Source organism: Streptomyces sp. NPDC002386, assembly GCF_053593175.1.
On the sequence record NZ_JBSFBX010000002.1, the window covers coordinates 623,168 to 636,946 of the forward strand.

At 73.4% G+C, this 13,779-nt stretch carries 8 protein-coding genes; 4 read left to right on the plus strand and 4 right to left on the minus strand.

The window, feature by feature from the left end:
- Positions 1-56 precede the first annotated feature (56 nt).
- Positions 57-1,481, minus strand: coding sequence for an MFS transporter (locus ACWCPN_RS07020; RefSeq protein WP_451202979.1), 1,425 nt, complete (start codon positions 1,479-1,481; stop codon positions 57-59).
- Positions 1,482-2,225: 744 nt separating this feature from the next.
- Here ACWCPN_RS07020 and ACWCPN_RS07025 point away from each other — a divergent pair.
- Positions 2,226-4,304 (plus strand): asparagine synthase-related protein, encoded by a 2,079-nt coding sequence (locus ACWCPN_RS07025; RefSeq protein ID WP_451202981.1) that lies wholly within the window; start codon positions 2,226-2,228, stop codon positions 4,302-4,304.
- A gap of 404 nt (positions 4,305-4,708) precedes the next feature.
- Here the strand turns inward: ACWCPN_RS07025 and ACWCPN_RS07030 are convergent, their stop codons facing one another.
- Positions 4,709-6,613 (minus strand): sigma-70 family RNA polymerase sigma factor, encoded by a 1,905-nt coding sequence (locus tag ACWCPN_RS07030; protein ID WP_451202983.1) that lies wholly within the window; start codon positions 6,611-6,613, stop codon positions 4,709-4,711.
- A 253-nt stretch (positions 6,614-6,866) separates the two neighbouring features.
- The gene (locus ACWCPN_RS07035; protein WP_451202984.1) at positions 6,867-7,679 is read right to left on the minus strand and encodes a TetR/AcrR family transcriptional regulator; all 813 of its coding nucleotides are present in this window, start codon (positions 7,677-7,679) and stop codon (positions 6,867-6,869) included.
- Between the two features lie 378 nt (positions 7,680-8,057).
- Here ACWCPN_RS07035 and ACWCPN_RS07040 point away from each other — a divergent pair, with 378 nt between their 5' ends.
- Positions 8,058-9,437 carry an NAD(P)/FAD-dependent oxidoreductase gene (locus ACWCPN_RS07040; RefSeq protein WP_451202987.1) on the plus strand — a complete coding sequence of 460 codons (1,380 nt, stop codon included), beginning with the start codon at positions 8,058-8,060 and terminating at the stop codon, positions 9,435-9,437.
- 130 nt (positions 9,438-9,567) lie between these two features.
- Positions 9,568-11,214 carry an ATP-binding SpoIIE family protein phosphatase gene (locus ACWCPN_RS07045; RefSeq protein WP_365122286.1) on the plus strand — a complete coding sequence of 549 codons (1,647 nt, stop codon included), beginning with the start codon at positions 9,568-9,570 and terminating at the stop codon, positions 11,212-11,214.
- 88 nt (positions 11,215-11,302) lie between these two features.
- Here ACWCPN_RS07045 and ACWCPN_RS07050 read toward each other — a convergent pair whose 3' ends face one another.
- On the minus strand, positions 11,303-12,589 hold the full coding sequence (locus ACWCPN_RS07050; protein WP_451202991.1) for an MFS transporter: 1,287 nt from the start codon (positions 12,587-12,589) through the stop codon (positions 11,303-11,305).
- A 110-nt stretch (positions 12,590-12,699) separates the two neighbouring features.
- Between ACWCPN_RS07050 and ACWCPN_RS07055 the strand changes: the two genes are divergently transcribed.
- A complete protein-coding gene (locus tag ACWCPN_RS07055) occupies positions 12,700-13,248 on the plus strand; it encodes a MarR family winged helix-turn-helix transcriptional regulator (RefSeq protein ID WP_199211098.1) in 549 nt (182 codons plus the stop codon).
- The last annotated feature ends 531 nt before the right edge of the window (positions 13,249-13,779 follow it).

Here is a 13,779-nt window from a genome sequence, read left to right on the forward strand (position 1 = left end):
CGGCTCCGATAGTGCACTGCGCCACTGACAATGCCTTCAAACCCGGACCGGGGGTCCTATGCGGGAGCCACCAGCAGCGGCCGGGCCCGCTCGCGCAGCTCCACCACCCGCGGCTCGTCCCCGTACGGCTCCAGCCGGTGCAGCAGATCCTTCACGTACTCGGTGGTACGCGCGGAGGAGATCCGCCCGGCCACCTCCACGGCCCGCACCCCCTGCTCGCAGGCGGCGTCCAGATTGCCCGACTCCAGCTCGGCGACGGCGGACACCACGAGGCGCAGCCCGTGCGACCGCACGAACTCCTCCGTCGGCTTCGACAGCGCCTGCTCGGTGAACCGCCGCACCTGGCGCGGCGCCTTCAGATCGCGGTAGCACTCCGCCGCGTCGGCGGCGAACCGGTCATAGCCATAAAAACCAAGCCAAGAAGGATCGTTGTCACCTTCCCTGGATCGCTCGAGCCAGCTCTCCGCCGCCTTCAGCGCCGCGCCGGCGGCCGGCGCGTCCCCCGCACGCGCGTGTGCCCGCGCCTCCACCAGCCGGAAGAAGCTCATCGTGCGGGCGGTCGCCAGTCCCCGGTTGCGCTCCAGGGCCGCCTGCGCGAGGTCGACGCCCTCGTCGCCGAAGCCCCGGTACGTCGCCTGCAGCGACATGGAGGCCAGTACGTAGCCCCCGAGCGGGACGTCCGCCGCCGCGCGGGCGAGCCGCAGCGCCTGGATGTAGTACCGCTGCGCCGCCTCCTGCTGTCCGGTGTCGAAGGCCATCCAGCCCGCCAGCCGGGTCAGTTCGGCGGAGGCCCCGAAGAGGGCGCGGCCCACTTCGTCCGAGTAGGAGCCGAGCAGCAGCGGCGCCGCCTCCACCCGCAGGCACTCCGGCACCATGGACGAACGCCAGTCGCCGCCTCCGTACTTGGAGTCCCAGCGTCTGGCGTCCTCGGCGGCCTCCCGTAGCTTCTGCACATCGCTGTGGCCGACTTTGATCGGCGCGCCGGAGCCCTCGGCGGCGTTCGCCTCCCGCGCGACGGAGCTGTCGGCGGGGGTTATCAGCCACCGTGACGCGGGCGTCGCGTACGCCGTCACCGCGAACGACCCGGCGAGGGACTGCCAGATGCCGCCGGAGCCGGCCCGGCGTCCGGCCAGGTCGAGCCGGTACAGCTCGGTGGCCGACCTCACCGCCTGCCCCACGTCCCGGGGGAAGGCCAGGCCCACCTCGGGTGCCGGATCCGCGTCCGCCAGCCCTATCTCGTGGAGCGGCACCGGGCGGCCGAGCTTCTGGCCGATGGCGGCCGCGATGAGGTGCGGCGCCGCACCCTGCGGCACCATCCCCTTCGAGACCCAGCGCGCCACCGAGGTCTTGTCGTAGCGAAGCGTCAACCCGCGTTGGGCGCCAAGGTCGTTGACGCGTCGCGCGAGTCCCGCGTTGCTGATTCCCGCGAGGGCGAGAACGGTGCCGAGTTTGTCGTTCGGCCCGCGTTGCTCCCTGGACATGCGTCACCCCTCGACACAGACGGCTGCCGCGCTGGCATAACCGTGCGGCATTCGTAAACCCAGCGTAGTTCGCCGCATCCCAAGCGTTAAGGGGCATTGTTCCGGATGGCGGGATTGTGGTCCGTACGGGAGTACGGCCCTGTACGCACCGTGCACGGGGCGTCGCGGCGTGCCCCCGCACGTGTGGCCGTGCGCCCGTCCGTGCGCTCTTCTCCGGCCACCCGGGGAGCGGTTCCATGGCTGTCGCGTGGGTCGGCCCGCTGTACTGGATCCAGTGGGCTGGGGGACACCGCCGCCTTCATCCCCGCGGGTGGCGGACCGGTCCGGGAGGCGAAGACCGCCTCCCGGACTGTGCGCGTGCCCGTGCCGGAACCCTTGCGCGAGCCTGTACGGAGCGTGCTCAAACCCCCGCGGCTGTCACCGATTTGGCTGAAAATAGTCCTCGCCCCCAAGAGCGATTACCGCTCTCACCACGGGACTTGAGGGCGTGAAGGGCGTTTTCGGGGCGCATACAGGGGGCGCATTCGCGTCGCACCCCTCACACGCACTTCCGGCATCCTCCCCCGGCCGCCCAGGTGTTCACCCACCGGCCCGCAACCGATACTCTGCCGCCCCCTGCGGCTTCCGGCACCGGTTTCCCTCGATCGAAGGCGGCGTCGCCGCGCCTCCGTGGCGCGTTCTTCATGGCAGCATGGGTCCCGGTTCGTACGGTGCACTGGTTGTCCACGCTGTGTGGAGGCGTCGATGCGGTGGTTGGTGGGTTGGAGCAGCACCGCCGCTGGCGTCGCCGAAATCGGCTCCGCGGGTGCCACCGGATACGACGGCGAGACGCTGCGCCCCGTCGGCTCCCACCTCCTGTGGGGCGACCCCGACCCGCTGTGGGCCGTCGGCGACTGGCGGCCCGACGAGGTGCGCGTGGTGCACGCCGACGCGCAGAACCGCATCGCCGTCCTCGGCACCTGCGGCGCCACCGACGAGGAGCTGCGGCGCGGTCTGTTCACCGCCCGCGGGGGCGCGCTGCGCCATCTGACCACCTGGCCGGGCAGCTACACGGCCGTCGTCCAGGTGGGCCGCCGCATCACCGTCTGCGGCGACCTCGCGGGCGCCCGCCCGGTCTTCCACACCCCCTGGGACGGCGGCACGGCCTACGCCACCGCCGCGCTGCCGCTCGCCGACCTCATCGAGGCCAACCTCGACTTCGGCCACCTGGCCGCCCTGCTCGCCGCCCCGGACGTACCGGCCGCGCTGCGCGACACCACCCCGTACGAGGGGGTGCGGCGCGTCCCGCCGGGGCACGCGCTCGTCCTGCGCGCCGGAGCGCGCGAGATCACCGGATACGAGCCGGTCGCCTCCCTCGCGGTCGCCGCGCCCCCCGCCGACCCGGACGTCGCGGTGGACGCCGTACGGGACGCCCTCGTCGAGGCGGTGCGCGCGCGGCTCTCGGCACCCCGGCACGTGCCCGACCTCGACCCCGGGCCGGTGCCCGGGATGGGTCCGGCCGAGCGGCGGGCCGCGCGCGGGATGCCCGTGCCCGGCATCGGCGCCGACCTGTCCGGCGGACCGGCCTCCGGCACCCTCGCCCTGCTCGCCGCCGGGCTGCCCGGCCGACCCGGCACCCTGCTGGGGCACGGCACGGGCGCCGGGGAGCGGCTGCTCGCGGTCACCTTCAACGACCTGGCCGTGCGCGGCCGCGAGTCCGAGGTCGAGCGCGCCGGCACCCTCGCGGCCAACCCGCGCCTGCACCACGTGGTGGTCACGGGCGGCGAGGAGAGCCTGCCGTACGCCGATCTCGACGGCCCCCTCACCGACGAGCCGGGTCCCTCGCTGGTGACCGCCGCCCGCCATCGCGCCCGCCTCGCCGCCGGCAGCGCCGACCACTTCACGGGACACGGCGCCCGCGAGGTCCTGGACGCCCACCCCGCCCGCCTCGCGGACCTCCTGCTGGACCGCAGACGACGGCATCTGGTCCGGCCGGTCGCCGCGCTCGCCCGGGCCGACGGCTCGGTGATGGTCCCCGCGCGCGTGTACAGCGCCGCCCGGCGCCTGGCCCGCACCCCGTACCGGACGGGCCTGGAACTGCTCGCCGAGCGGCTGATGCGCCACCGCTTCGACGACCCCAAGGGCGCGGTCGGCGCCTCCCTGGCCGGGCTCACCTGGGCGAGACCCGGGCCGGCGGCCCGCTGGCTGACCGGGGAGGCACTGGCTGAAGTATCGGTTCTGCTGCAGGGGGAGGCGGACCGGTCCGCCCTCGGCTCGGGCCAGCGCCCCGGCGACTACCGGGCACGTGCCGCACTCGCCCGGTACGCCGCCGACCTGCGTGTCCTGGAACAGGCCGCCGAGGTCCGCTCCCAGCGGCTGCACGCGCCCTTCCTCGACAACCAGGTCGTCCGCGCCTGCCGCGCCCTCCCCGAGGCCCTGCGCGTCCAGCCCGGCGCCCGCGCCTCCGTCCTGCGCAGGGTCCTGGAGGGCGCCGGCGTCACCGACCTCCCACCCGGCTGGGGCGCCCCGTCCCAGGCCTCCTCGGCGGCGGCCACCCGCGCGGGCCTGCGCCTCGCCGCCGACGACCTGATGGACCTCTTCGCCACGCCCCTGCTGGCCGACGCCGGCCTGGTGGAGGCCCGGGTGATCCGCAAGGCCGTCCGCGCCGCCGCGACGGGCGAACCCCTCCCCCTGGACGGCCTGGCCGACCTGACCGCGCTCGAACTCTGGCTCCGGCGCCTGCTGTCCCGCCGCGGCACCTGCTGGACCGGCACCCCGGCCCGGGCCCGAGCGGTCCCCGCAGGCATCCAGCCCCGCAAGAACGCCCTCGCCTCCGGCGCCTGACCACGTGCCGCCGTAGCCGCGGGCTTGCGTGTCGCCAGGGCCGGCGCCCACCCGGCAGCGGCTGATGCGACCCCGTGGCTGCGGGCATGCGTGCCGCCACGGGCGGCACGGGTGGGCGCGGCGGCATCCCTTCGGCGCGGATGCGCGTCCAGGCCCCCAGCCCACCGTGGCTGAGGGGGTCGAGAACCGTCGGTTCGGTAGTTCCCGTGGTGCCGGTCCGTCGTGGCTGAGGGGGCCGAGCAGGTTCGGCAGGCTCTGCGGCACCGGCCCATCGTGGCTGATAGCGCCGAGCAGCCGCCGGCTCAGCACGCCCCGGGCCCCGGCCCACCGTGGCTCAAGGCGCCGAACAGCGACGGCTCAGCAAGCCTGCGCGCACCGGCCCGGCGAAACCCCGCCGACGACGGTCAGCAGCTGAACCGCGCCTCCGCCCAGTCGGCGAGCGCCACCCGGCCGAGCCCCAGACCCCCGGGCGACACCACCAGCCGCACGCTCTCCCGCCCGGTGAGATCGACGTGCACCGGCACCGCCGCGTCCCGCCCCCGGACCACCCCGGACCGCCACACCGGAACCCCGTCGGCGTACACGGAGAACACGGCCTTGCCGAGCCCGAGAGTCATGTCGTCGACGCCGACCAGCGCGTCGTACGCGGTGCACCGGCGATTGAGGTCGACGACCACGGACGATCCCCCGTGCACGCTGACCCCGCGCCCGTACCGCTTCCCGCCGACGGACATCCCGTACCGCTGCCACACCCACGTGCTCCCCAGGAGCCGCATCTCCGGCCCGCTCCCGTCCCCGTTGACGTCGTAACGCAGGCGGCCCCACTCGTAGACGACGGGAGCCGGCGGGGGAGTCGGAGCCGGACTGGGAGTGGCCGTCGGACTCGGAGCGGGACTCGGCTCCGAAGTGGGCCGGGGAGCACCCGGCGGCTCCGGCGCGGGAGCGGGAGCCGACGAGGCCGGTGCCGGGCTCGTCCCGGAGGCCGGCGCCACCGGCGGCGCGACGGGCGGCTTCCTCGTGGCGGCCGATGACGCGGGCGGCGAAGCGGGCGGCGATGCGGACGCCGGCGGTGGGACCGACGGCCGCGGGGTCCGCACGACGGGAGCGGAGGGCGCCGGCCCGGCCGCCTCTCTCACCGGATGCCCGTCGTTCACCAGGGCCAGCGCCACCGCGGCCGCCGCCACCGCGACCACCCCGGCCGCGATCCCGGCCTTCACCGGCGCTCCGAGCCCCTCGGCGGCGGCCGCGCCGCCCGCACCCGCGCCTGAACCCGCGGAGGACCCGCCCGCCGCGGCGGCCCCCGCGGCGCCCGCTCCCGCGCCACCGGCGATGATCCCGAGGACCTTCCCGTACCCGGCGGTCCCCAGCCAGCCGATGACCGCGACCGGCACCACCGCCGGGATTCCGCCCGCGACCTCCTCGATCTGCGCGGCCGCCAGCCGGCACCTGGCGCACTCCTCCAGGTGCTTGCGCAGTCCCCGTTCGGCGCGCAGCCGCAGCTTGCGCCGGGCGTAGGTGCCGAGCTGGTCGGCGTAGCGGGCGCACTCCTCGTCAGCGGTCAGCGCCGAGCTGACATGGGCCTGCAGATAGGCCTGCTTCAGCCCCTCCCGGGCCCGGCTCGCCAGCACCCGGGTGCCGTTGGCGTCCAGCCCGAACAGAACGGCCACCTCACTGGGCGACTCGTCCTCCACCTCGGTGTGCCACAGCACCGCCTGCCAGCGCTCGGGCAGCGAACGGAAGGCCCGCAGCGCCATGGACTGCTCGGCCTCGTGCAGCGCGCGCACATCGGCGCCCACGTCCACCGCCTCGTCACCGGCGCCCTCGACGGGCCGCGCCGCCTGCTGGGCGAACACGGCGAAGTCGTCGACGAGTTGCTCGCGCCGGGCGGTCCTGGCCCAGTGCGCGGCCACGCGCCGCACCGAGGTCAGCAGATAGGCGCGCACGGCGTACTCGGGCCCCGTGCCGCCCCGTACCGCCTGGAGCATCCCGGCGAAGACCTCGGCGGTCAGGTCGTCGGCGGTGTGCGCGTCACGGCAGCAGGTCCGGGCGTAGCGCCGCACGGCTTCCGCGTGCCGCCGGTACAGCTCCTCGTAGGCGGAGTCGTCGCCCGTACGCATCCGGTGGATCAACTCGCCGTCCGCGGGCGGTGTCCGGTGCGGTGCGGGCACCCTGCCGTCCCGCTGCGCGGGCACGCCCGTCTCGGCGGGCACCCCGGGCGGACCGCCCTGCTTCGGCACCTGCGGCGAGGTCAGCCCACCGGTCTCGGAGTCCCCGTCCCCACGAGACTCGTCCCACCCGTCAACATCCATCGCGCAAAGCCCCCGAAACCGGCAAAGCCCAACCCATCACCGGCTCAGGGTGCCACAGCGGCCATCCGCGCAGTACCAGGCGTCACCCGAACGAGAAATTCGGCCGCACCACGACCAGTTGGGGCCGAACCGGCCGTGACCGCGACCACGCGCAGCACACGCACGACACCCGCGCCTCCGGCCGCGATGGCGCACCGGGGGCGCGGGTGTGGAGGACCCGCCGGAACGGAGCCGGGGCCGTGGCCGGCCGCCGCTACGCCGGCCGGGACCGGAGCCCCTCCAGCAGGATGTCCAGCAGCCGTGCCGAAGCCGCGGCCTGCTGCGCCGCGTCCGGCAGCGAGGGCGCCGCCGTGGCGATCACGAGCAGCACGTCCGCCACGGACACGTCCGTCCGCAGTTCCCCGGCCTCCCGGGCCCGGTCGACCAGCTGCCCGACGACCTCGAGCAGCGCGCCGACCCCGGCGTCGTCGGGCACGGCCGAGGACGCGTCCTCCGGCACCAGCCGCAGCTCACCGGCGCCCGGCTGGGTCCGCTGCTGCGGCACCCGGGGCTCGTCGCCCGAGCCCACCGGACCGCCCGCACCGACCGCGCCCACCAGTCCGACGGGACCGCCCGGCTCGCCCGGACCGGTCGAGCCGACCCGCAGCACCTGCGGCGGCAGCAACCGGCCGGCACCCGACGCGACGGACGTCCGCAGGAAGCGGGACAGCGCCGACCACGGCTCGTCCTCCTGGCCGAGCGCGGTCCGCGCCTGCTCGGTCAGCCGCGTGGTCTCCTCCTCGGCTATCCGCCGGACCAGCACGTCCTTGCTCGGGAAGCGCCGGTACACCGTGCCGACCCCGACCCGCGCCCGCCGTGCCACGTCCTCCATCGGCGCGCCGTACCCCAGCTCGCCGAACACCTCACGTGCCGCTCGCAGCACGTGCTCCAGATTGCGCTGTGCGTCCACCCGCAGCGGCGTCGTACGCGATGAGTCCGCGCGTCCGTTGCCCGCCGTCGCGGTCACCGCCGTGCCGCCCGAGGCGAGGGCGGCTGCCGACGACCAATGAGTGTCCTGAGCATGCATGTGTTTCCCCCGGTAAATGACGTCTCCCCCCGGAGACTCTCCCCGCCGCTGAGTCCGGAGTGCGCGGACCTGGCATCGGTCCCGAGCGGGACCGTCCTTCGCGGACCCGTTCGACCACATCCCCTACACCCCGTCGACACACGAACATAGTTGAGAGACAGTCAATTCAGAAGGGGCAGGTTCCGCACAGTGCGCCCCTCGATCGGAGTACGGGTCAGTTACGCCCCGATAACGCACCTTCGCCCGCTCTCGCCCACCCCTGCTGACCTGCCCGCTTTCTCCCGGCTCCGGCAGCGCGCACCGACGCGCGCGCACCAGCTCGCGGTCACACAAATTGCCGGGGCTGTGGACAAACAAGAGCGTCGGGTGCGTCATGGGATGGTGAAGGAACGTGCGCGCATTCTGGTTGTCGGCGGCGGCTACGTCGGGATGTACACGGCCCTGCGCCTGCAGCGGAGGCTGAAGCAGGAGATCAGGCGGGGGGAGGTCGACGTCACCGTCGTCACTCCCGACCCCTACATGACGTATCAGCCGTTCCTCCCGGAGGCGGCCGCGGGCTCCATCTCCCCGCGCCATGTCGTCGTACCGCTGCGCCGCGTCCTGGACCAGTGCCACATCGTCGTCGGCGAGGTCACCTCCATCGACCACGCGGTGCGCACCGCCGCCGTCGCCACCCTCGCCACCGCCGAGGAGGACAGGACCGCCGAACTCATCGGCTACGACGAACTCGTCCTCGCCCCCGGTTCGGTCGCCCGGACGCTGCCCGTCCCCGGCCTCGCCGAGTACGGCATCGGCTTCCGGACCGTCGAGGAGGCCATCGGGCTGCGCAACCACGTCATCGAGCAGATGGACATCGCCTCCTCCACCCGCGACCCCGCGGTCCGCGACGCCGCCCTCACCTTCGTCGTCGTCGGCGGCGGCTACGCCGGGGTCGAGGCGCTCGGCGAACTGCAGGACATGGCCCGCTACACCGCGCGCTACTACCACAACGTCCGCCCCGAGGACATGAAGTGGATCCTCGTCGAGGCCTCCGGCCGCATTCTGCCCGAGGTCGGCGAGGAGATGGGCCGCTACACCGTCACCCAGCTCCGCCGCCGCAACATCCAGGTCCTGCTCGACACCCGCCTGGAGTCCTGCGCCGACCGCGTCGCCGTCCTCAGCGACGGCCAGCGCTTCCCGACCCGCACGCTCGTGTGGACGGCCGGCGTCAAACCGCACCCGCTGCTCGCCGCCACCGACCTGCCCCTCGACGCGCGCGGCCGCCTGAGGTGCACCGCCGAGCTGACCGTCGACGGCGCCCCGCACGCCTGGGCCGCGGGCGACGCCGCGGCCGTCCCCGACGTCACCGCCGCCGAACCCGGCACCCTCACGGCGCCCAACGCCCAGCACGCCGTCCGCCAGGCCAGGGTCCTCGGCGACAACATCGCCCACGCACTGCGCGGCGAGCCCCTGGAGACGTACGCGCACAAGTACGTCGGCTCGGTGGCGTCGCTCGGCCTGCACAAGGGCGTCGCCCAGATCTACGGGCGCAAGCTGAAGGGCTACCCTGCCTGGTTCATGCACCGCCTCTACCACCTCAGCAGGGTGCCCACCTTCAACCGCAAGGCCCGGGTCCTCGCGGAGTGGACCCTCGCCGGGCTCTTCAAACGGGAGATCGTCTCGCTGGGTTCACTCGAGCATCCCCGGGCGGAGTTCGAACTCGCGGCCGGTGGAAAGCCTCCCCACAGCCCCTCCGACGACCCGAAGGGGTCGTCCTGACCGGACCCGGGAACTCCACGGGCCGCCCCGGCGTCTGACGAATATCGCCGCGGACGGCCACCTGCCAGACTGCCCCACGTCCTCGGACGGGCACCCGCCCGCCCTCAGCACCCACGAGGCTTTCCTCACTGTGAACTTCACGCGTTGGAGCGCCCGGCTCCCCGGAACGCAGCGCCGCGCCGCCGCGCGCACCGACACCGCGGTCTCCCCGGACCGCCGGGGGGAAGGCTCCGTGCCCATGGCCCGCGCCGGACAGCCGGCCGACGCAAGCGCGCCGGCGTCCGCCGTGGACGAACTGCCCGCGCGCGACGTCCTCGACCGCGTCCCGGCCCTCGTCGCCCTCGTCCACGGCCCCGACCACCGCATCGCCTACGTCAACGACGCCTACGCCTCGGCCTTCGGCCTGCGGCCACCGGGCGCCCCCGCCCGCGAGGCCCTCCCGGAACTCGCCGAACTCGGCCTGCTGCCGCTCCTCGACCAGGTACTGCGCAGCGGCAGATCCCGCACGCTGAAGTCCCGCAAGGCCGTCGACGGCCGCTCGTACACGTTCACCTGCACCCCGGTCGCCGAGGACGGGGAGCGCGACGCCGGGGTGCTCGTCTTCGCCACCGACGTCACCGACCACGCCGAGGCCGCCGAACGCCTGCGCGCCAGCGAGCGCCGCCAGCGCGAGACCGCCGTCACCCTGCAGCGCTCCCTGCTCCCGCAGGAACTAGAACAGCCCGACGACCTGCGGATCGCCGCCACCTACCAGCCGGGCGGCACCGAGGCCGCCGTGGGCGGCGACTGGTACGACGTGATCACCCTCGGCGGCGGCCGCACGGCCCTGGTGATCGGCGACGTGATGGGCAGGGGCGTGCGGGCGGCCGCGGTCATGGGCCAGCTCCGCACGGCCGTCCGGGCCTACGCCCGCCTCGACCTCCCGCCGCACGAGGTACTGCAGCTCCTCGACGGCCTGGCCACCGAGATCGACGCCAACCAGATCGCCACCTGCGTCTACGCCGTCCACGACCCCAACGAGGGCCGCCTGGTGTACGCGTCCGCCGGCCATCTGCCGATCCTGGTCCGCGACGAGAGCGGCACGGTGCTGCGGGCCGACGAACCGACCGGCCCGCCGCTCGGCACCGGCGGCTGGATGCACGCCTCCGGCTCGATCCCGCTGGGCCCCGGCTCCACGGCGGTCCTCTACACCGACGGCCTGGTCGAGCGCCGGGACGAGGACCTGGACGAGGGCATCGCGTCCCTGGAACGCGCCCTGTCCGGCGCCACCGGCACCCCGCAGGTCGTCTGCGACCGCCTGGTCCGCTCGGCGGGCGTCACCGCCGACCACGACGACGACGTGGCCGTCCTCGTCCTCCAGCACCCCGCCCACAAGGGCGCCGAGGGCGACCTCTTCCGCAACGCGGCCCTGGAGCTGCTGGGCGGTGTGGAAGCGGCCCCCCGGGCCAGAGCGTTCGCCTCGGGTGTCCTGACCAGCTGGCGGTTCCCCGCCGAACTGCACGACCTGGGCGTCCTCGCCACCAGTGAGCTGGTCGCCAACAGCCTCCAGCACGGCACGCCCCCGATGCGGCTGCGGCTGCGCCGCACCGACCGCCGCCTGATCATCGAGGTCACCGACGGCGACGACCACCTCCCCCGCCGCCGTCAGGCGGAACCGGCCGACGAATCGGGCCGGGGCATCGCCATCGTGGCCACCATCGCCTCCACCTGGGGCTCACGAAGAACCCCGGGCGGAGGCAAGGCGGTCTGGTGCGAGTTCCTGCTGTCGAAGAGCTAGGAGCCCTCCACAGCCACTGGCACGGAGGGCCGACGGTCGAGGCACCCCGCGAGTGCGACACCCTCCGGCCCGCGCCACCCCCGGGCGCCTACGCCTCCGCGGCGACCGGCTCCGCGGCCGCGCCCCGGGCCACCACTCGACTCCTCGTGGCGGCCCACGGCTGATCCTGCGCGACGGTCAGCCCCCGTCCCAGCCGCAACGCCAGCACGGTGATCCCCAGCGAGAACAGCAGGAAGGTCACGACGTACGGCGCGTGCAGCGAGGCACCGAGAGGCCCGCCCACCGCGGGTCCGACAGCCAGCGCCAACTGCTTGACCAGCGCGAACGCCGAGTTGTACTGACCAGCCATACCCTCCGGCGCCAGATCCGCGACCAGCGGGGCGACCGTCGGCGACAGCATCGCCTCGCCCAGACCGAACAGCGCGTACGTCGAGACGAACGCGGCCGTGGCCATCTCCTGGCTGCCGTGCCCGAGCCCGGCGTACCCCGCCGCGAGCCAGGCCACCGCCCAGACCAGCCCCACGGCGGCGATCACCCGCGACCGCCGGCGGCGCTCGACGAACTTCAGCACGGCGAACTGCGCGACGACGATCATCAGGGTGTTCGCGGCCAGCGCCGTACCGAGCGCCGAGGTCGATATCCCCGCGGCCTCCACGCCGTACGCGCTCAGACCCGACTCGAACTGTCCGTAGCAGGCGAAGAACAGCACGAAGCCCAGCACGCAGAGCTGCACCATCGCCCGGTTCCCGAGCAGCCGCTTCCAGCTTCCCCGCGCCCCACCGGACGGAGCGTCGGCGATACGCGGCGAGTGCGGCATGCGCACGGTCGCCATCACCGCGACCAGCAGCAGGAACATCCCCGCCTCGATCGCGAACAGCAGAGTGAAGGAGGAGACCCGGGTGGCGTCGACGAGGTGGCCGCCTATCAGGCCGCCGACACCCAGCCCCAGGTTCTGCAGGAAGAACTGCGTCGCGAACGCCCGCGACCGGGTCTCCGCCGTGGAGCAGTCCACGATCATCGTCGCCAGGGCCGGCTGCATCACGGCCTGTCCGGCGCCGAGCGCCGCGGCCGACAGCAGTACGGCGCCGGCGCTGCCCGCGAGCCCCAGGCTCAGCGCGCCGAGCGCGGCGGTGACCAGGGCGGCGAGCAGGACCGGCAGCGGGCCGCGGCGCACGATCGCCCGGCCGGCGAACGGCAGCACGATCAGCGCGGCCACGGCGAAGACGGCGAGCACGAGACCCGCCGTCATGGCCCCCAGACCCCGCACCTGCGCCACATAGACGTACAGGTAGGGGACTGTGAAGCCGAGCCCGAATGCGCTGAGTGCGTTGCCCACGTGGATCCGGCGCATCGCTGCGCCCATCGCCCTGGTCACGTTCACCTCTCTCACTAGTTAGGAGTGAAGACTTCGAAGCTAAAGTTCGAAGCTAAAGAGTACACAGTCAAGGACTTCAAAGCAAAGGGGCGTCGTGCCATACTGCGGCCATGGCCGACACGCCCGGCGTCACGGAGCCGACCCTCGAAGAACAGATCGCCGCCTACCAGCGCGAGTTCCAGGACCTCGACCCCCAGGTCGAGAAGATCGTGTCGGCGCTGTCCAGGCTGAACCGCCGCATGAACGTGGCCTACGGCCGCCAGACCGCCGACCTCGGCATCAGCAACGCCGAGTGGGAGGTCCTCAAGGCCCTTGTCCTCTCCGGCGCTCCGTACCGCCTGGGACCCAGCGAGCTGGCCAAGCGGCTCGGCCTCACGCCGGCCGCGATGACCCATCGGATCGACCGCATGGTCACGGAGGGTCTTGTCACCCGTGAGCGTGACGAGACCAATCGCGTCCGGGTGATCGTCGAGCTGACCCCCGAGGGCCGAGAGAAGTGGCTGGAGGCGATGCGCCTCGCCACCGTCTTCGAGGAAGAGCTGCTCCAGGACCTCAGCCCCGCGGAGCGCACGGTGCTGGGCGAGGTGCTGACCAGGCTCCTGCGCCGGGTGGAGCACGCCCAGCCGGACGCCGGCGGCCGGCTCACCGACCTGGACTGAGCCCGCAAAAGATCTTGACAGGGGCGCTTGACACCCCCCTGCCCGATCCGTACAGTTCTTCGGGTTGCCACGGAGCCGTATCGGTTTCTCGGCAGCACTCCCGCCGCGTCGAGCGGCACCTCACACCATCAGCACGATCTCCCTGCGGGATTGATTTCGGCATGCCGGAATTCAATTCGAATAGGGACTCGACGGCCCGATTGGGAATCGCCGAGCGGATCCGCTAGGGTTTGAGACGTCGGAACGGCCCAACAGCCGCGAAGACAAGCCCCGCTGACTGGGGGTCAGACACCGAAAGGATCTGATAGAGTCGGAACCGCCGGAAAGGGAAACGCGGAAGCGAGAACCTGGAAAGCACCGAGGAAATCGGGTCGAGAAAAGATCTGATAGAGTCGGAAACGCAAGAACGAAGGGAAGCGCCCGGAGGAAAGCCCGCGAGGGTGAGTACAAAGGAAGCGACCGTTCCTTGAGAACTCAACAGCGTGCCAAAAATCAACGCCAGATATGTTGATACCCCGTCTCCAGCATCTG